The organism is Candidatus Neomarinimicrobiota bacterium (assembly GCA_016784545.1).
Classification (GTDB): Bacteria; Fidelibacterota; UBA8477; order UBA8477; family JABMPR01; genus JABMPR01.
Genome location: JADHUM010000018.1, coordinates 1 through 20,951, shown reverse-complemented (window position 1 = coordinate 20,951; position 20,951 = coordinate 1). Strand labels below are relative to the sequence as shown.

Annotated in this window: 13 protein-coding genes; 4 read left to right on the top strand and 9 right to left on the bottom strand. The window is 45.1% G+C overall.

Translation table 11 applies throughout. The features are described from left to right. Nucleotides 1-10 precede the first annotated feature (10 nt). A complete protein-coding gene (locus ISR87_05745) occupies nt 11-730 on the top strand; it encodes an isoprenylcysteine carboxylmethyltransferase family protein (protein ID MBL7024941.1) in 720 nt (239 codons plus the stop codon). A 318-nt stretch (nt 731-1,048) separates the two neighbouring features. On the opposite strand, the gene ISR87_05740 is transcribed toward ISR87_05745, so the two are convergent. From ISR87_05740 to ISR87_05700, 9 genes are all read right to left on the bottom strand, one after another. Further along, complete coding sequence (locus tag ISR87_05740; GenBank protein MBL7024940.1) at nt 1,049-2,401, bottom strand: T9SS type A sorting domain-containing protein; 1,353 nt, start codon at nt 2,399-2,401, stop codon at nt 1,049-1,051. Between the two features lie 120 nt (nt 2,402-2,521). After that, nucleotides 2,522-3,790, bottom strand: a complete 1,269-nt coding sequence (locus ISR87_05735; GenBank protein MBL7024939.1) for an MFS transporter — start codon at nt 3,788-3,790, stop codon at nt 2,522-2,524. Between the two features lie 196 nt (nt 3,791-3,986). After that, nucleotides 3,987-5,543 (bottom strand): T9SS type A sorting domain-containing protein, encoded by a 1,557-nt coding sequence (locus tag ISR87_05730; protein ID MBL7024938.1) that lies wholly within the window; start codon nt 5,541-5,543, stop codon nt 3,987-3,989. Nucleotides 5,544-5,605: 62 nt separating this feature from the next. Next, a complete protein-coding gene (locus ISR87_05725; protein MBL7024937.1) occupies nt 5,606-6,871 on the bottom strand; it encodes an IPT/TIG domain-containing protein in 1,266 nt (421 codons plus the stop codon). Next, nucleotides 6,868-7,761 carry a PorV/PorQ family protein gene (locus ISR87_05720; protein ID MBL7024936.1) on the bottom strand — a complete coding sequence of 298 codons (894 nt, stop codon included), beginning with the start codon at nt 7,759-7,761 and terminating at the stop codon, nt 6,868-6,870. The genes ISR87_05725 and ISR87_05720 overlap by 4 nt, the downstream gene beginning before the upstream one ends. A 176-nt stretch (nt 7,762-7,937) precedes the next feature. Then, nucleotides 7,938-8,717: a hypothetical protein gene (locus ISR87_05715; GenBank protein MBL7024935.1), complete on the bottom strand. Its 780-nt coding sequence runs from the start codon at nt 8,715-8,717 to the stop codon at nt 7,938-7,940. Then, complete coding sequence (locus ISR87_05710) at nt 8,714-10,810, bottom strand: hypothetical protein (GenBank protein MBL7024934.1); 2,097 nt, start codon at nt 10,808-10,810, stop codon at nt 8,714-8,716. Before ISR87_05710 ends, ISR87_05715 begins: the two co-directional genes overlap by 4 nt. A 53-nt stretch (nt 10,811-10,863) precedes the next feature. Continuing rightward, nucleotides 10,864-14,076, bottom strand: coding sequence for a TonB-dependent receptor (locus ISR87_05705; protein MBL7024933.1), 3,213 nt, complete (start codon nt 14,074-14,076; stop codon nt 10,864-10,866). 149 nt (nt 14,077-14,225) lie between these two features. Then, entirely contained in the window at nt 14,226-15,440 is a 1,215-nt protein-coding gene (locus ISR87_05700; GenBank protein MBL7024932.1) for an ROK family transcriptional regulator, read from the bottom strand. A gap of 275 nt (nt 15,441-15,715) precedes the next feature. On the opposite strand from ISR87_05700, the gene ISR87_05695 reads away from it, so the two are divergent. The 3 genes from ISR87_05695 (at nt 15,716) to ISR87_05685 (ending at nt 20,818) form a co-directional block, all read left to right on the top strand. Next, a complete protein-coding gene (locus ISR87_05695) occupies nt 15,716-18,115 on the top strand; it encodes a N,N'-diacetylchitobiose phosphorylase (GenBank protein MBL7024931.1) in 2,400 nt (799 codons plus the stop codon). A gap of 64 nt (nt 18,116-18,179) precedes the next feature. Then, a complete protein-coding gene (locus ISR87_05690; protein ID MBL7024930.1) occupies nt 18,180-19,355 on the top strand; it encodes a glycoside hydrolase family 18 protein in 1,176 nt (391 codons plus the stop codon). Beyond that, nucleotides 19,352-20,818: a T9SS type A sorting domain-containing protein gene (locus ISR87_05685; GenBank protein ID MBL7024929.1), complete on the top strand. Its 1,467-nt coding sequence runs from the start codon at nt 19,352-19,354 to the stop codon at nt 20,816-20,818. The genes ISR87_05690 and ISR87_05685 overlap by 4 nt, the downstream gene beginning before the upstream one ends. Nucleotides 20,819-20,951 lie beyond the last annotated feature (133 nt).

Genomic DNA, 20,951 nt, shown 5'->3' with positions numbered 1-20,951 from the left:
GAGGAATGTTATGGCATCAAATACAGGCAATCAACAGACCGTTCAAACAATGACTCCCACTCAGTGGCTAGGGCCGATCAGCGTCTATCTCCTCATCCCCGTCATTCTCTTAGGATGCGGTGGGCATCTCGAGTGGTGGCAGGCGTGGGTTTATGCCTTCCTGATCATGGTCGCCGGTATAGGGGGGCGCATATGGGCGGAACGCCAGCATCCAGGGCTACTGGCGGAACGTGTCAATTTTGAAAAGGCGCAGGAGGCGAAGCCATGGGATAAACTACTGGCTCCACTGATGGTGGTGAGTTTATTTTACCCTCCGGTCATTGTGGCGGGACTCGATCACCGTTTTGGGTGGTCCCCTCCCTTCCCGACATGGCTTACCCTGCTCGGCTTAGTCTTGATCGCATTGGGATTCGCCTTCGCCACGTGGGCATTTGTGGAGAATCGCTTCTTCTCAAGCGTGGTCAGGATTCAGACGGATCGAGGACATCTGGTGTGTGACACTGGCCCCTATCGGATCGTACGACATCCGGGCTATGCTGGAAACATGTTGGCGCTCCCGGGCATGGTGTTGGCCTTGGCCTCGCTGTGGACGCTCGTTCCGGCTATGGTGGCCTTGATCATCACCGTGGTCAGAACCGCCTTGGAAGACCGAACTCTCCATGAGGAATTGCCGGGGTATCGAGAGTATGGACAGCGCGTACGCTATCGTTTGGTTCCGTGGATTTACTGAAGATCCTCACCTCAATGGTGTGAAGTGGAATCGGAATATTAATAATTCCTGGAATAGCTTTAGACGCAATTTCATCACTCAATTATTTTGACACAATTTCTGTAACCTGCTGACTATCAGAGATATATTCAGGACTTAAAATCCCTCGGCCAGTTTAGGCGTAGAAAACGACCTGTTTATGTCTCAAAAACGGTGTCTCATTATTCAGGCACTATTTTGCTGTCTCATAAACGGTGGTTATTGAGACCTTATGTTTCATAAAAATGAAAACCCCAGACAATGTCCAGGGCCTCCATGTATGTCTAACTTTTGTTTGGCTTATTTGAGGTAAAGCATCTTGATCGTCTTGGTATATGACCCTGCCTGAAGCCTTGTAAGGTACAGTCCTGTGGATACTGGTTGACCGGAATCATCCATACCATTCCACTGATATTCGTAGGAGCCTGCAGCCTGCTGTTCTCCAATAAGCGATCTCACTTTTCGACCCTTAATATCGTAAATAAACAGCGTCACTTGTGCTGCCTCAGGTAATCCATAACGGATGGTCGTAATAGGATTGAAGGGATTGGGATAATTGGATAAGAGTTGAACATCTTCTGGTATCAAGAGGGGCACTTCAATGGGCGTCGCATAATCTCTAACGGCTTCTAATAAAACCTCTTCCCCTGCAACAAAGTCTTGTCCTAGGGCCCAGATTAGCACACCACCCAATTCTCTGGTCCTGGCGTACTCACATTTTAGCGCAATGGAGTTTGGATCGTCGTAGGTGATCAACCTGGTCATATCTGGATTTTGGAGATAGGGGTTGTTGGCCACATCATCCCAATGATAGCTCCAGCCCTGATCAAGGAAGCCAATCAGGTCATTGTATTGATAGGTGATGTTTCCACCTGTGCTGGCTCCGTTTATGGCTGATGCAGCAAATTCCTTCCCATAAAAAGCCAAGCCCAAGTTCACCTTGGCTGGATCCAGATGACGGGAGTTAAGAATATAATTGATGCTCGTATGACATGAACCATCAGGATCATTTGCAGGCGAAGAGTATAATGGCGAATTGTGACCAGCATGGGTGGTCCAGGTCCCATGATAATCATAAGTCATCACGTTAAACCAATCCACCAGAGGTTCAAGTGCAGTGAGGTCATAGTGTTGCCCTGACCAATTTCCGGCAGGGATGGCCATGGTAATCAGGAAGTTATCAAAGATTTCGTCCGTAGCTGCTCGAAGCTCTTCTATGAGAAGGGTATAGTTGTCGGTTTCAGTTGAGTTAGCAGGATGTTCCCAATCAAAATCGACCCCATCATACTCATAGTACTGACAGGTCTCAATCACATTACTGATAAAATTTGCTCGACTTACAGGATCAGCTGTCATAGGTGCAAATCCAGCTGAATTTCCCCAACCTCCAAAGCATAAAGAGATATAGCCCCCATTTTCATGGATGGTTACATTCACATCCACATCTAGCATACCAGCATAACTCTGAATTTCACCACTTGCGCTGGGCCAGGCAAATGATTGATTCACATGAGAGAGAATACTAAAATCAAGCTCATCCACCCCCATACTGGACATTACCCATTCAGGATAGTAGCCAACGACCCGATTTTGGGTTAATCCACTAGAAAATAGGACGAAAAGAAGTGTCATTGATTTTATGTATGAATTCATAGTAATCCTGTCGATGGGAGCTGGATGGACCAAAGGAGGTCACCCAACCTATCGAGCTTCAATATTCTAGCCATTAAAAAACAGTACTAACTGCAAAGCGCGACTCTATTAGAACAACGACTATTCAGTTTCCACCTTATTAAAAGGTACAAACCAGGCTGCTAAGAATGAGGGAATGGTAGCCACCATGACCCAGAGGAAGAAATATTTATACCCCAGAAAATCGCTGATATATCCTGAGACCATAGAGGGGAGCATAAACCCCAAATTCATCACGGCTGTAGCAAATGCATAGTGAGCCATTTTGTACTTTCCAGGGGCAATTTGTTGCATCATGAAAAGTATGATACCGACAAACCCAAAGCCATAGCCAAACCACTCTATGGTGATGGCGGCACAGATAACGGCAAAGTTTTCAGGCAGGCTGTAAGCTAAATAGGCATAGACTATATCTGGCAGATTAAAGATGATGGCGAGTATAAAGATTGAATTCTTTAGACCCTTCCTTGCCACATAATAGCCTCCAGATATTGATCCGATTACAAAGGCGGCAGCACCAAATATTCCGTAAGCAATTCCAATATCGGAAGTGAGGAGTCCGAGTCCACCGTCTTCTCTGGCTGCACGCATGAATAAGGGGACTATTTTGGTCAGTTGACCTTCAGCAGTTCTAAACAAAACGATAAATGCGATGCCCCACAGAATGTTTTTTTTCTGGAAAAAAGTTTTTAGGACTAGCCCAAAAGTCTGAAAAGCTTCACCGAAGCTCTGCACCTTGGTTGAAGCACCTCCAGATGGCAGCATCTTTAAATGATACAAGGCCATGAGAATGAGGATGATGCCAAATAAGCCCATTACTACCATCCAGGCCTCTGTGACACCAATGGTCACTTCGAGTTTTCCTGCAATATAGACCAGAGCGCCCTGAGACAGTACTTTTGCCACATTATAGAAGGCACCCTGCCAACCCACATAGCGTGCTTGCTCATCCGGGGAGAGCGTGTTAATGAAAACGCCATCCGCCGCAATATCATGGGTTGCTGAATTGAAGGCAATAATGACGAACATTGCCAGGGAATAGCGCAGAAATCCATCAAGCGGTAATGATAGAGCCAATAGTCCAAATGCAATGCCACCAATAAACTGGGTAGCAACCACAAAATGTTTTTTGGTTTTGAACATTTCCAAAACTGGTCCCCAGAGTGGTTTAAGGGTCCAGGGCCACATTACCAGGGTTGTGAACAAGGCTATCTGAGCATCAGATAAGCCTAGGCTTTTGTACATGAGAACCGAAACGGTAGCCGTTGCAACGAAGGGTAGACCTTCAGAAAAGTATAGTGTCGGCACCCAGGTGGCCGGGTGTTTAGATTTGAAAAAATTCTTTATCATTTAATACTTTCCATAAAATTTTAAGTGAACTGCATGTTGGACAATAATTCCGGGCAATGAGTTGAATCTAATTGCTGAAGTACACTATTTCCAGCCTTAGTGGTAGTGAGAATACAGCATGGCTCTTCATCAAATTAAAAAAAATGCCCCATGCAAAAACAACACATGGGGCATAACCAAAGGAGTTCTTTTTGGTTTACTTCAGATATAGCATCTGTTTAGAGACACTCTGAGAAGCAGATTTAAGAGAGTAGATATAGATTCCACTACTCACCATTTTACCAGCATCATCGGTTCCATTCCAACTCACCTGATGACGTCCAGCATTCTGATAGCCCTGTTCCAGGGTTGTGACCAGCTCACCACGGATATTATATACCGCAATTGAGATCTCTTCGTTGCTAGGAAGAGCATAGCTGAAGCTCGTTGTTGGGTTGAATGGGTTGGGATAGTTCTGAGATAGTTGGAAATTCTGAACGACCTCTGGAAGATCATTATCGATGCCAACAACCGTAGAAGCATGTGTCATTCTTAAGTTATCAATAACGAAGCCCAGGGTATCATCAACACAGGCATTCCAATCGGCATCAACCTGCTCTTGAGTTGTATGAATTCCAAAAGCGATCCCAGCAACAGTTGCAATTTCATCATCGTATGTGGTGGACCAGGATGGTCTGAACATATCATCGAGTGGGATTACAATTTCTCGCCATTCATGGAAAGTGATATCGATGTGCTCCATGATGCCATAGTGACCGGGACGTTCAGCATCCCCACCCCAGCGATGGAGTTCATTTTCATCAACATCGAATAAATCGAATGTAAAGATCAGATTCTTCCGAACTGGAATTTTGAGCATTTTTATATTGAATCTTAGCTCTGTTGCTGCACCGAGCGAAACTGGCGTAGCAAATGTGTAGCCTATATCAGTCCAGGTTCCCCAGGTTGCATAGGGGGCATCAAATTGAACTTCAACGGCCATGGCTGAGGCACCCTCAAAAATGTTATCATAATCATCTTCAAGAAGAATAACAACATTTTCATTACCTGCACCCATTGTCCAATCACCAGCCATCTCATCAAACGCATGCATTTGGCCATCTTCAACAGGATTTGCTAAATACAGATCATCGATAAGAAATGAGACTGTATCAAAGGGAGCGTTGAAAAATCCTGCAGAGCTATCTGAATGAACACCAAAATTGAATGAAGTGATTGCACCAGGATCAAAAATGCCATTGTCCGGTGTGGAGTACCAACCAGGTTGGGCAAAACGGCTGAAAGGAATCACGACTTCAAACCACTCAGATCCAGCAGCGTCTGTATGTGGGCTATAGAAAATATCCATATCTTCAGGATAACGCCATAGTTCACCTGATGCTTCAAACACATCACAGGTAAATTGCATAGACCGAATGTTTGAGGTGGGTTCTTTGAGAAGCTTCATTTTGAAGCGCATCTCACTGTAGCCAGTAAAATCTTGGACCTCTGGAAAGGTAAATCCAAGGTCTGTCCAGGTACCCCATCCAACCAGATCTACCAGCTGAACATCAACCTGCATACTTCCGGCTCCTTCTACGAAGTCCTCAAAATCATCTTCTAGAATAATGGTGTTACCGGGATGTCCCATCACCACGGCCCAGTCTGCAGACGTTTCATCAAAACTCAGAATCGTCGTTTGAGCAAAGCTCAAGGTGCAAAATAAACTTAGTACAACAGCCCAAGCTGTCTTCTTTTGTAACCTACTAAGCATAATCAATCCTCCTTCTTTGGATTTGTTGTCTTGGTTGTTTTTTTCATAAAAATTCATCAGTCTTATAGACCACGCCCGTAATGGGGTGCGCCAGGTTTTAAGAGGTTAACACGGATGATCCTTCTCAACTCAGCATCTCGATTGGCGCGATTTACATACATGAATGCACCACTTCCCCAGACCATATGATCTGCTGGAAGTAACAATTGTCCGGGGTAGAGGGCTTCAGTACTCCCATCGGGATGTAAAACAAGAATTGGATCGAGGGTGGTCGTCGTCGTATTCGCTGTGCCTATATACATATCGCCATCGCTGGCAAAGGTGATGGATTTTAAATCGGAAGCAGAGAAGGTTCCTGAGTTTTCCCAATCGAAGATAAATTCACCGGCTCCAACACTGCCAGTGTCGCTAAGAATCTCACTGCGCCAAATACCATCTTCACGTCCCAGATAGACATAGCCATCGTACACGCGCACTGATTTTATTTTAACGCCATCGTAATAATCACCCAGTCCATATACGTTGCCATTCACATTGTGAGCGACCAGTCCACCACTGACCCCTCCGGCATAAATGTTTCCCTGTGCATCAAAATCAAAGGAAGTCAGGCGGACATTACTTCCTTCTACGCTCTCGGGGAAAATGATATGCTCTTCAGCATCACCCCCATCAGGTCCGATACGGTAGATACTTCTTTGACTGGTCCGTTGGATAAATAATGCGCCACCTGGTCCGACTCTCATCTCACCGGCTGAGGGAAAGCTTAGGGTTGTTCCAAAAATGGTGCGCTCACCAGTTTCTGTGACCTTGATAACGGTTCTATCATCCAGCATCGCGTATAGATTTTCAGCATTATCAACTGCAATACAGCGCGTCTTTTCAGCATTTCCAAACCCGCCATATTCCAGGCTGAGATTGGCCAGACTGTAGGGCACGGTGACAATATTTAAGGCGCCGTCAACAACAAGGTTTAATGCAAGATCTTCACCCACAATATCTGGAGCGAGCACAACAATTTCAGTTTCTGATTCACTCTGAATCTGGGCCTGAACACCACTGAAATAGACCGTGTTTCCCCCACTGTCTGGTGAAAAGTGTTCTCCACTTATGGTAATAATTGTATAGGCAGCAAAAGCAGTCGCCGCCGGGGGCGTGATATCGAGGATAACTGGATCCGTTCCAATCACTTGGTCGTCATAAGTTAAAAGATCAATTTCGGGATATTCCTCACAGGCGAACATCAATATGCCCACCAGTGTCACCAGAAGAAGTCTTTTCATATTGCTTAAATTCTTAATGCGCATTGAGCCTGTTACCCTTTTCATCATAACGCGATCCTGAGGGAAAATCTTTGTACATTATCAAATCTACCAAATGGCGTGAGGGCATAATCGAAAGCAAAACCTGAGTAGTTCACGCCTAAGCCAAAAGTGAATCCGTCTTCATCATTATTCATGATATAGCCCGATCTGAAAGCGAGCATTTTTAGCGGTTGATATTCAAGACCAAACTTGAATTGCTCAGGGTGAGATCGAGGATGGGTTGCATCCAGTGCCAGATGGACGGCCTGGTTAGATTCCATACCCATCATTTCAAAAAGCTCCATGGAAATCCCCAAGGTGAATGTTAAGGGAAGTTGGAAGTTTTCTTCACCATTGGCGTAGGTGATTTCCTGGGAAAAATTCTTCACCGACATACCCACAACCAAATTTCTTATTCCTGTATTAAACAGGGTTCCGAAATCTACCGCCAAAGCACTGGCAACATTTTTAGTGGTGGCAAATGTGGAATCTTCTTTGAGGATGGTACTCTGCCCTAGCGCTGAGGAGGCATTTTTTAGATGAACACCCACAGCGAATTTATCTGTAAGCGCCCTGGCGTAACCCAGACCCAAGGAAAATGCGGATGGGGAGAACTCTTCGGTGTCGATATAGCCCATTGCATTAGGCCAAACCATGGTTCCCTGGAGGGTCCCATAATCCACCGACATCAAACTCAAACCAAACACACCATACTTTCCATCTTTTGGGCTATAAAGAATGCCGACGGAATTGTGTTGAATATTTGCTATCCATTGATTGATGTTGAAGCTGGCGTCGAACTGTGTCGTCGTGCGTGCCATCCCAGCGGGATTAAAAAAGAGTGCCGTAGGTGAGCCTGCAATGGTTGTAACTGCTTCAGCCATGGCTGCTGCTCGCGCATCAGAATTCACGCTCATAAACTGGAAGCCAGTTTGAGCATCCTTTTCATTAGTTTGGGCTAAGCCTTGCGAATTTAGACAAAGCATTAGAATCAAAATGATGACTGTGCCTAAGCCGGGTTGGTTAAGCATCCTCAAGCTTCCTGTGTAAGCCCGGATCTGATCTCTATAATTCATTGACTTGGGGCTCCGATCTAATCATTCTGAAGAAGGGTTATGCGAAGGGGAACCCTCGAGGTCCCATCGATAAACTTGGTCACCTTGACCTGCACTAAATATGGAATTGCCTCAAGATCAAAAGTGGTACGAGTCTTGACCACGGGAGTGTTGGCGATTTCTGCTGTGGCAAAGTCGGCCACATACTCCTGGGTACAGCCCGAAACGATGGCCAGAGGCATATCCTGGGAAGCAATATTCGCGAGGTTTCCATCTCTGTCGATGAGATCAATACTGACATAATCACTGACATTATTCTTATCAAATGCCCAACTTACAAAGACCGTGGCCTCGCCAGAAATAGCGCTTGGGAAGTGTAGGTATACTGAGTTCCCACCGTAGTTCACTAAATTCGTGGTATCCAGGACCACCGCATCCAGCTGATTGGCAATGGAGTCGTATAAACTCGCAAATGTGGATGTTTCTGTAAACACCGTATCGGAGAGCAGAGAATCCAGCAATATGGTGAATGAATCCATTTTAGCATTTAATTCTAAATAGAGGGTATCCACAACCACGCTGGTATCCTGAGCGCTATAAATAGTGTCTAGTGGGTGAAGCTCGCGGGAAAGAAACTCACAGGCTCGATCGTCAAAGGTAGAGATACTTGTCTCACCTTCTGCAAATTCCTCAGGTGTGACAAGGTCACAGGTCATGAGGGGCGCAAGAAGGCAGAGCATAATAAGCCCTGATATTAGTCGATGATTGAAACTATTTTTCATGGATGCCTCAAGGGTCCGGGAGAAATTCTTTATCATCGGATCACCACAAATTTTCTAATGGTTTGATCACCTTTTCGATAGAGGACTTCGCCTGTTTCCTCATCGCTAATTTTTCGGGTGACCTCAAAATGGGCTATGTACAATCCGCTAACCACCAGTTGGCGGGCAGCTGTGGTTGAGTTCCACAACTCATCTCCACTGCCATCCTCGTGTTCAATTGTTTTTATCAGATCCCCTCTTTCAGTATAAATCCGGATCGTGCAAAATCCTGGGAGGCCATAAAAGGCCAAGCGATCGGAGGCATTGAACTGAAGACTTCGGGCCTTGATGTGGTAGGGGTTTGGGACAATTCTAAGGGCAGTGAATGATTCGGCTGCAGGTCTTCTCAAATAAGCGGGTGTATTGGTCATGGTGTAGAATTTACTACTCACCAAGCCATTGCTCCCTACACTGAGCACATAGTAATAATAGTCAAAACCCCTCCGGGCAGTCACATCCTCAAATTGATTGACGACTTGAGCTTTATCTGTGCCGGGACCGCATTCATAGATCTGCTCAAAAAAAGCATCTGGCTTGCCTTCAGCTCGATAGACCTGATACCCTGAAAAATTGTCATCCAGCTCAGCTTGTTGATTCCAATTCAGGATAATTCTATCACCACCGGAGTTGATCAGAAATTCACTGGGTGGTGGTGGGGGTTGGTCGATGACATAATTGTTGTCATAGGTGTCTTTCGCACGCCGAAAAGTCTGCATCAGCGAATCTTCACCGGTCTGTACCCACTGGCGCTTGTACTCATTACGGTCGGTGGTGGTCCCGCTTCCAGGCAAGTCAAAGGGACCAGCATCATTGAACCAAGTGTTTCCAACAAGGGTACTCTTTTGATAATCAATTCCGGCAACGGCTTCTGCAAAAACGATGTGAATATTATCACCAGGGGCAAGGGTATAGGGTCCATAACCTTGAGCTGGTGAATAGCCACCTGGATCACCGCCGTATTGATCACCACAACTGATACCACTGGATTGCATTTCCTCCCAAATTGACATCTCGGGATGGCCCTTGGTCATATTCTCATAATAGGTAGCCATAACGCTGGGTACATATTGATCGAATGACAAGTTGTCCCCGTCAGACCCAAGATGGGCTGTGGTGGATGGCTGGCTCAGATCATCACTCTCGTCATCGGCACTACCATCAGCATGCAACACGACAACCCCGGTGTATGCCGGATGTCCCAGAGCTCGCCCTTCTGTAGGATGAGGTAAACCCCAATCGGCATCGCATCCATGAATTGATTGGGAATGAGGTCCATACCAAACATATGTTGCGCGCATGGGATCGCCATTATCAGGATCCTCAAAGATGGTATGATTTACACTGTTTCGTCCCCAAGTAATGTTATTTGAAGGGTACCAATCTTCCTCGAAAGGGACCCAACCAAAGGCATAGCGAGATTGAAAATGAAACACCACATCCGTGAGTGTTTTCTCTACTACGGTGCCATCAAGATCAATGATTCCAGTATTTTCAAAGACATAATCATAAATAAAATAGTTGTCGTTATTCTGTTGTGAATAAGCTGATAGGGTTCTCGTGACGGTAATTCCAATTGATGAGTTTACTTTATTGATTATGATTCTATCAGCGCTGATGTCAGGATCAACAACATCAACTATATCACCATAATCCATATCTGTACCTGGATTACCATCGACGATCACTAGAGGGTGATCAAATTTTCCGATCATACTGAATTCTATGGGCATGATCATGCGCAGTGGATCAGCTGTCCTGGTTCCGGCCACCACCACTTTATAAGGAAAAGGTGTGTCATTGTAGGTCGGGTCAACATAATCAGTGGTGCCGATCCACATTGATTTGGCGGCTTGATTATCATAGCGACCATATTGGGCTGGCCAGTTCAAGCCTTCCATCTGATCACCCAGTGGTCCGCGAGCTTCCAGCTCACATCCCAAACTTGAATACCAACTGTGCAAGTTCCCTACTCTGAACCATTTCACCTCGAGCCCGCTTGGCTGAGCAAAAAGCGAAATACTCAAGGAAAATATTGCGAGAGCAATCAGCAGTTTGCGTAGATGTTTCATGTTGATGCCTGAGCTATTCATAAAATATTTTCTTTCACTATTGGAACAGACCTGCGCTGTGTACAGTCTCTCACTCAAAATGTTAATTGAATCCCAAAAAAGATTTGTCGAGGATTTAAGAAATTAAAGGAAGTTTGATTGGGCATATCGATATAGGCTTTTTCATCCAGAATTTTATCCATCCGAGATTTGCTGACCTGGGACCATTGAGCCTCGTCACCCTCACCGATGTATTCCCAATAATCTGCATCGTGCACGATTTCACCATCATCTAGCCTACCATAATAAATGGCACCGTCATTGCCACGATCAGCGATTCCATTGATCAAGCCCTGTTGTTCAATGGGCTGAAAATCAACGTCCAAATCACGGTAATCACCAATCAAATCGTCGCCAACTATATTTTGATAATCACGGCTTTTGGGAAGATGCAATGAGGTGAAATATGAGAGTTGGTCATGGAAGTCTTGAAAACCAACTAAGGATAGACTCTTTGTATTCAGGGCATTATTGACCTCTACAAAAAAGCTGATATTTCTATCCTGGATGTAGGTGTTTTTCTTTAGACGAATCACTAGATTGTGTAGATTGCGATACTTCAGATAAGTTCCGGCCCCTTGTTTTGCACCAGGATAGGTACCCGTGACTTTGAGTTGCTGACCTGCTTTCCAATAGCCTAAAAGATTCAAAGCCCAGCTACCAGCAGGATTGATACCCATAATTTTGGGTCCAAAAGTACGAGGTGTATGAAAGGTCACACTGGCTCGGCCATAAGGCTGAGGAATCGGTTTGGACTGGTACAGGTTGGCCGTATTCTCATCATAATGACGTTGGTCTGTCGGATTTTCGTGAATCTCTGCCTTACCAAATCTTCCTGATGTAGAAACCTGATAGGTGTAATTGAGAAAACCCGTCACCCAATCGCCCTTCGTTTTCCTGGCGGAGAATTCAAGACCGCGTATGTCTTCGTAGCTATTGTTGTTGGCAGCTCGAACCTGGATACCATCTCGGCTGAAAAAATCTGTGAAATCCTGTTGGTCAATTATATCATGGTAAAATCCAGCTACCTGGAATAGGTATTGATTCATAAATGAATAATCAAATCCCAACTCATAGGATACTGTGCGCTCGAGGAATAGCTCAGGATCACCGATATTCTCCAACTGGCCAAGGCTACCACGACCCATTCTAAACATTTCCTCATAAGTGGGTAACTGCTGGAAGTGTCCATAATTGAAGAAGAGTTTGGACTCCTTGGTGATGGGGTGTGAAATCGCTAGACGGGGGCTCAGGTTGAAGCGAGATTTTGCATCACTGCTCGTATAAGAGGAATCAGAGTTATAGCTCGGTGAAGCATATTCTTTCCATTCATCTGAAAAGGGAATGAGTGAAGGCCAGGCTCGGTTGGCATTACTATAATCTGCCCGCAAACCAATGTTTAAAATAAATTCACGAACTTCATATTTATCCTGAATATATGCGGCAGCTCGGATGGGGTTGTTCTGAGTTTTGACATAGTTATTCCCATCTGGGAAAAGTTCTTTGACAAAGCCATAGCTCAAGTCCAAATCGCTGTAAGTCAGCTCAAATCCGGTTTTGACGAGATTCTGAAAATTGAGTTGGCTGGTCAAATCAAATTTTATGGTTGTGGATGTTGTAACTGAGCTATCCCGCGAGGTGGCTGTGTGGCCTCCAAAGAAGAAATCGGTTGCCTCATTACCAATACCTACATTGGGTAATCCGCTAAACCCAAAGGGGGCTTCATCTACAAAATAACCCGGTACTATCTCATTGCTCCGGGTTGTGTCGCGCTGCGATATAGGTCCGGTGAGATAACTTCTGCTGATTTGTTCCATACTGGCGGCGTAATAAGTTTTTGCACTGAGGGTATGGGTTAGTGTCAGAGCATTCAATTGATGTTTGAGTGTTGCTACACTATAGAAAGAGGGCGTAAATACTCTGGCGCTAATCTGAGAGTCGCTGGTTCGATTGGCTATTTGCCATGGGGATCTTAAAAAGGAGGTGGTCGTACCATTGGCCTCATCGTAATTCTGAGCGACATTTGCACTTTGACCCAACATACCAATATATCTGATGTTTATTCCTGGGCTTACATCTGCAGTAACCGAAAGCATAACATCATGATCAACATAGTCGTCCAGTGACAAAGGAATCATTAACATCTCTCTTTGTGAGCGATAAGAGACATAAAAGCTGAATCCCCTATGACCCAAAAATGGAACTGGTCCTCCAAATCCCGCATCGATATTGTGATCGATTTGATCAGTGCTTGGCGTTCGGCGATGTTGCCAAATAAAAAGCTTCTGTGCAGCCAGGGGCGAGAGATCATTCGATGGGTCGGTATCTGAGAGGAGCTGTTCCGAGATGGCGTTCCAGCCAGTAAAATCGGGATATTGATTTCGCGTATAAATGTCCCAAGCACCATTATCAGTCCCAGTCCAGGCGACATCTTCATCAAGATATGGGCGCATCCACATTGAGCCTTCGTCATAGGGGGACATGCCAAAATGTTTTGGAGAAGCAGGACTATATTTTACAGTCATCGTACTTTCATAATGATCTGTGCTGCCCTCTTTGGTAACGATATTTACTAAACCCGTTCTTACTTGCCCATATTCTGCGTTAAACCCGCCACGCTCAATGGAGAGTTCCAGGATTGAACTCATGGGTATTCCGGTGATGGGTTGATTGTTGCGGGCGTCTCTAAGAGTAACATCATCGACCTGGAATAGTAATTCTTCGGCTCCGCCACCACGTATAACCAAACCATCTTCGATTCCGGCTTGTAAGGCAATGGCACTGGTAACGTTGGATACGGGTAGCTCTTGAATCTCACGGCCCCGAAGCGATGTAACACTGGTTGCAACATCTGGCTGAACCACAGGTCGCGTGGCTGTGACGGTGACCACGTCCCCTAGAATGGCTGCCGAACTCATGAGGATATCGATACGAGCGGTTTGATCGATGGACACCCTGACTTCAGTGACTGTTATTTCAGAATAGCCAATTGTCGTAGCTGTAATTGAGTAGGTGCCCGGTGGAATACGAAGAATCGTATAATGACCTTCCAGATCAGTAGCCGCCCCAAACATGGTGCCGTCGATGATAACGTTAACACCAATCATTGGCTCACCAGTTTCGGTGTCAGTAATCTTGCCAGAGATTTTGCCTGTCACACCTGCATGGGTCGTAACCATGGTCGAACACAATAGCATGATGGCCAGTAGCCATGAGGTCTTCTTTTGTTTTGAATCAAACTTCTTCAAGAATCTATTCCTAAGATGTTCGTACATTTGTTCCATTCCGTAATTATTGGCTGAAGATACAATCAGTTAGTTTGTTTTCAATAGAAATATACTAAAATATCGCAATTCCTGTCATTTTTTTTAAGATTGATCTTTTGGGGACTACTTTTTTACTGTGTTTGAGAGAGGTTTACGATGCGATTATTGGGCAGGGCAGGGATTTTCAAGAACTCATCAAGGATGATGGATGCAGCGCCAACAGCTACAGAATATCGACCACTACGGCTGGCTACAATATTCAGATCCTTTTTACTGATTGATACCAGTTCATATTCAACCAATTCCTTGATAGGATTAAGAATCAGATCTCCAACCTCAGCAACATCACCGGTGATGATCACCTTGGCTGGATTGATCATGGCAATGTGTTTTGCAATGGAACTTCCAATCATTCGGCCCAGCAAATTGAAATAATGGTTGGCGAGAACGTCACCTTGGTTGGCCGCATCGATGAGTAGTCGAATATTCAGATCCTCGATCTTATTTAGGTATTTCTTTAAGATTTTTCCTTTGCTAAAATGATCTCTTAACCGGCTGAGCATATTGTACATAGGTGGATATTCAGGGGTGACTTCTCCAGAGCAAAAATTGCTTCCATGATATAACTCTCCATTGAGAACTAGACCAATTCCGATACCACTAACATGGGCATCTACCTTCACCAATACGGTCATGAGGTTCCGTTCACCGCGAGCGGTACCGACAATCTTTGATCCTATTGCACTGGCGTTGGCATTGTTCTCTGCAATCACTGGAAATTGATACTTCTTCTGTAATTCCTGGGTTAATGAGAAATTCATTTGAGGGATGATATCCGTCATCATGACTTCTCCGGTATCGCGGTTCACAATACCGGCGACAGCTATTCCAGCGCCGAGAATTTTATCAATACCCACACCAGATTCAGCAATGAAATCCTGAAAGCTAACAAGCAAATGCTGTGACAGCTCTTCGGGATTACTGATATTCTCCGTGGCGTATATCTTCTTATTCTTAACACTCCCATTCAAGCCTAGCATGGTTATAGCCACCTGGCCGATTTCGACATCCAGGCCAATAGCATAGGCTGCATCACTATTGATCTCCCACAGGAATGGACGCTTCCCACCCTTGAAAGTGGAGGTTCCCTTTCCCAGGTTGTTTACCAGGTCTCTCGCCTTTAAGCCCTTTAATATATTAGATATAGTGGAAGGTTGCAGTCCCGACTGCCGGGCTAGATCAGCTCCAGATATAGCTTCATTTTCCAGAATGATATTGAGCACGATACGATCATTAATATTGCGTATCAACCGAAAATCAGATGATTGGACTCTATTATTATTCATTCAAACTCTCGCCATATCTTTCATAATAGTTCTATAAGTTCTTTAGATACAATATATTATAACTGTTTGCGTGCCAACAATATGCATCGGATATCAATAAAAATCAACATTTAGTTAGTTCATCCTCAGAATTTACTGGGAAATAAATAGAGTTCTGAATACTTTTATACACGCGGACTCGAAGACTCCCTCTTGCGGCATATGCCTCGCCATGAGTATAACCCCGTGGCGGTCCGAGGAATAATGAAATGTATACTTAGTACTCTGGAGATGACATGCGATACGGCTATTTCGATGAAGAGAAACGCGAATATGTAATCGAAAGACCGGATATTCCGGTTTCTTGGACCAATTACTTGGGCCTAGAAGATATGTGTACAGTGCTATCACATAACTCAGGTGGTTATTCATTCTATAAATCTGCTGAGCACGGACGCATCACCCGCTTTCGCCCCAATGGTGTACCCTTAGATCGTCCCGGGCATTACCTTTATCTCCGTGATGATGAATCTGGAGACTATTGGTCTGCCTCCTGGCAACCAGTAGGTAAGGATCTATCCGAAGCGAGCTATCAAGTTCGGCATGGCTTGTCCTATTCGAAATTCTCCTGCGAGTATTCCAATATTCACCTTGAGAAGTTGATGATGATTCCCTTGGGTGAGGATGTTGAGCTCTGGGATGTCAAAATTACCAATACCGGTGATAGCGTTCGCCAACTCAGTGCATTTTCATATCTAGAATTTTCAAATCACCACATTGAGATCGATAATCAAAACTTGCAGATGAGCCTCTATGCGAGTGGTTCCAGCTATCAGGATGCGGTTATCGAGTTTGACTTCTTCTATGAACCCTGGACCTACCATTTTTTCACCGCCAATTTTGAGCCTGATTCCTATAATAGCCATCGTGATAGCTTTATTGGAAATTATAGAACTGAGACCAACCCTGTAGCTGTCGAAAATGGTTCTTGTGACAATCGATCTGAGCTTGGGGGGAATCACTGTGGATCTTTGCACAAACGCATTACCCTTCAACCTGGTGAAAGTAAACGCCTGGTTTTTATGCTGGGCGTTGGCTCACGAGAAGAGCAAGGCAAGCGCATTCGCAAGAAGTACAGCGATATGGCCCAGGTTGATAAAGCCTTTGATGATCTAAAGAAATACTGGGATACCAAAACCTCACAGCTGCAATGCAGGACCCCACATCAGGGTTTAAACACGATGATGAATACCTGGAATCTGTATCAAGCAGAAACTTGTGTGGTTTGGTCTAGATTTGCTTCCTTTATTGAGGTAGGCGGCCGAACTGGATTAGGGTACCGGGATACATCCCAGGATATACTTGGTGTCGTTCATACCAACCCCGAAATGAGCAAACAACGCATTCTTGAGCTACTTCATGCTCAGTCAAACCAGGGCTATGGAATCCATCTTTTTGATCCTGATGTGTTTAAACCAAAAGAAGACAAGCTCCCTGGTGTGAAACTGCCTACCGTGGTGCCAAGCGCCTCACCTGCTGATATTGTTCATGGGATTGAGGACGTCTGCTCGGATGATTCACTCTGGTTGGTAACCACAGTCTGTGAATATGTCTCTGAGACTGGTGATCTTGATTTCTTTAACCAACGCGTTCCCTATGCAGATGCTGGGGAAGATACCGTTTACGGCCATCTGAAGCGCACACTAGATTTTTCTACTGAGTACATCGGTTCAAATGGGATTTGTCAAGGTCTTCGAGCCGATTGGAATGATTGCCTTAACCTCGGTGGTGGTCAGAGTGCCATGGTCTCATTCATGCATTTCTGGGCTCTCCAATATTTTATCGACGCGGCCAGGAGTCTTGACAAACAAGATGATGTGCTAAAATATAGCCAGATTGCTGACACTGTAAAAGCCAGCTGCGAGAGTACCTTGTGGGATGGAAGTTGGTATATTCGTGGTTTTACTGCTAATGGCGAAAAGATTGGCACCAATGAGAATCCTGAGGGGAAGGTTTTCCTTAATGCTCAGAGCTGGGCAGTGGTTTCAGGTGTGGCATCCGGGGAACGAGCTGAACTGTGTACCGATGCCATCGAGAATCACCTCTACTCGGAATATGGCAATCATCTCGTTTGGCCGGCCTACACAAGTCCTGATGATGGTGTTGGCTATGTTACCCGGGTCTATCCTGGCATCAAAGAAAACGCATCCATCTTTAGCCATTCGAACCCTTGGGCGATCATCGCAGATTGCATGTTGGGCAATGGGGACCGCGCCATGAAATATTATGATGCCATACTACCCTATAACCAGAACGATAAGATTGAGACCCGAGAGGCTGAGCCTTATTCATATTGTCAATTTATCATGGGTGAGAAACATAGTGCTCATGGTCAAGCCCGGCACCCCTGGCTTACGGGATCTGCCAGCTGGTTTTATGTGGCTGTCTCGCAATGGATATTGGGAGTCCGCACGACCTTTGAAGGGCTGGTTATTGATCCCTGTATCCCCAGAGATTGGGACGCATTCGGTCTTACGCGAAAATGGAGAGGGGCCAACTTTGACATTCAGGTGAGCAACCCTGATCGTGTGAGCAAGGGTATCAAAGAATTGACCCTAAATGGGAAATTGCATCATGGATCCATTCCGGCTATGCCAGAGGGTTCTCATAATGTCGTGACTGTTATTATGGGCTAGATTGGGCGACGTGGTTCGGTATCTCACGTTCCACATGGACTTAAATCAAAAATTGAGGGGTGATATGAAACTTGTTTCGGTTTTAAACCTGGTTTTGGGACTGGTGATTGGTTTATCCTCAGCACATTCAAAGGACATTATTGGATACTATCCTTCCTGGCGATTTATGGAGCGTGATCACCTGGTAACTCAGGCCAGCATCCCCTATAACAAATTAACTATTATAAATTACGCATTCTTTTATCCGACGCCTGCAGGTGACCTGGTTGGTCTTGCGCCTGAAGCTGATAAATATTTGCTCCACGATCTCATTGATCAAAAAACCGGAGAAGCCCTTCCCAACACCTCTCTGATCGATTATGCTGAAAAAAATGATGTGCAGGTGATGCTCTCCATTGGCGGCTGGGAAGATAGTGGCAACTTTCCCCATGTGGCCGCTGCTGAGAGTCGCCGATCTCGTTTCGCCCAGAATTGTGTTGATGTCATCAAGAAATATGGATTTCATGGGATCGATATTGACTGGGAGTATCCTGGTCTGGAAGCTCATAACGGCACACCAGCTGATAAGGAAAACTTCACCCTATTGTTACAAACTGTTCGCGACAGTCTGGATGCACACAGTAAGCTGACAAAACGCTATTATCCCATGTCCTTTGCCGCACCGGCCTCTCCCAACGTTGCGAAGGGTTTTGATGCGGTAGCCATATCAGAAATTTTAGATTTTATAAATATTATGACCTATGATTTCAATGGCGCTTGGAACCCCATCAGCAATCATAATTCACCACTCTATCAACCCGCAGCCGGTGCAGCTACAGCAACTTTGGATGCTGCCTTTAAGCTATACCATGAGGAATATGGAATCCCTGCTGATAAGCTTAATGTTGGGGCAGCTTTCTATGGACGCACGTTTGCAGGATGCAAAAAACTCTTTGGGAGCCATACGGGAGCCAGCACCTACTTTCACCCAGAAGGATTTGCTGATTATCAGATGATAGTTAATAATCCAAAAGGGTTTAAGAGACAGTGGGATTCGAAAGCAAATGTCCCCTATCTGATCAATAAAAAAGAGCGAATCTTGGTGTCCTATGATGATCCTGAATCCATCGGGCTCAAGGCTGATTATATCAATGATACGGGTGCTCGAGGTATCATCATCTGGACCATTGTCGGAGATTATTTTGAAGACGGGTCTACCCCATTGTTGGAAGAATTAAATAGAAAGCTTAATCCGGAATGAAATTAAATCAATTACTCTATTTCTTAATCTGTATTGCCCTGGCTCTATCTGTCCAGGCTCAGCAAAAGTTGATTTGTACTATCAATTCTGATCAAAGTGTCACCATTAAAGTAGATTCGACCATACACCAGGATTATGGCCTATCCTATCCTCTCACCTATCAATTCTCTGTTCCTTCCACTGTGAGCTCCCTGAGGGCTTTTAAACGCTATTCAGTGGAAGATCCTTGGTCTGAAGTTCCTGAAAGAGCGGCTGGAAGTTCATTTAACGGAGTGGAAGTCTTCCGCTATGATGATCTTGCGGACATGGCGTATGTCTCTGTCACGCTGGCAGACGATAGTGACAGCCTCTTTCTAAAAATTGAAGATGCTAGCAATACGATTGTCTCAGTCGATTACCTGGGTATTGCGGTTTATTACGATAACCGGACGGCTGTCGTGACTTGTTCTGCAGATGACTGGGCCGATTGGTTTGATGGCCACTTCCCCTATGCTGTTTCAGTGTTTAGGGACTATAACCTTTGGCTTTCAGTGGGGATTATCAGTGAGGGTTGCAATGCAACTACCTGGCAACATATCCAGGAACAACTTGATCTGGGTCTGGTTGAGGCTGCCTCCCACAGTCGCAATCACCCACATTCGCCCTATAGCGATACGGACTACGAAGTCTCAGGCTCCAAATTCGATATCATTGAGAATCTGGATTTGCCGGATACCTTCAGAAAAGGTGACCAGGAATATGTATACACCTGGATCGCTCCCTATGGAGAATACGATGACGATATCGATGCCTCAGTCGCTTCCAATCAGTATCTGGTGAGTCGTATGTATACCTCAGGCACATACACTTTTTCAGAATGGGTAGATGATCGCTCTTTTTATGGGAGTGTCGGTATGTCACGGGAGGTTGGACCGTTCTGGGAAGGGACCACTGACCTGGAAGATTTAAATGCCGGCTTTGATACTGCATATGGGATGAATGGGGTGTATCATTTGATGTGTCATCCCCATGTACTCGCCCAAGAAAACATATGGGGCTATGACTACATCTGGTCTCACTTGGAGTATGTGAGTAACCGTGAAGATATCTGGTACGCTTCCGTGGGACAGGTTTATCTCTACCACCTCATGCAAGATGAGTCCAGCTTCAGTCCTTTGGAGGTCTATGAAGATCGTCCCGGAATTCCAAATTTTAAAATCCAACAGAATTATCCTAATCCTTTCAACTCGATGACAACGATCAGATTTGCACTTTATGAATCAAGCCAGCCTAGCTTTGAGATTTTTAATCTTGAGGGAGAGCTAGCGAAAGTTCTAAGTTCTGGTGCACTATCTGCAGGATATCATCGCATTCTCTGGGATGGCATGGATCAAAAGGGTCAGACGGTGGAAACGGGAGTGTATCTGTGCAGGATGCAAGCGGGGATGCAATCACAGACAATAAAGATGCTATATCTGAAATAAGGAAGTACTTCCGGTAGGTTAGTCCTTCAGGACGGCTTTCGGGTGCCTAAATTAAGTTTGGGTAACCGGAAGCCGTTTTGATTTAACCCGGAGGTACAGATGCTTCACACTCACAAAAGTCTATATGATCGCA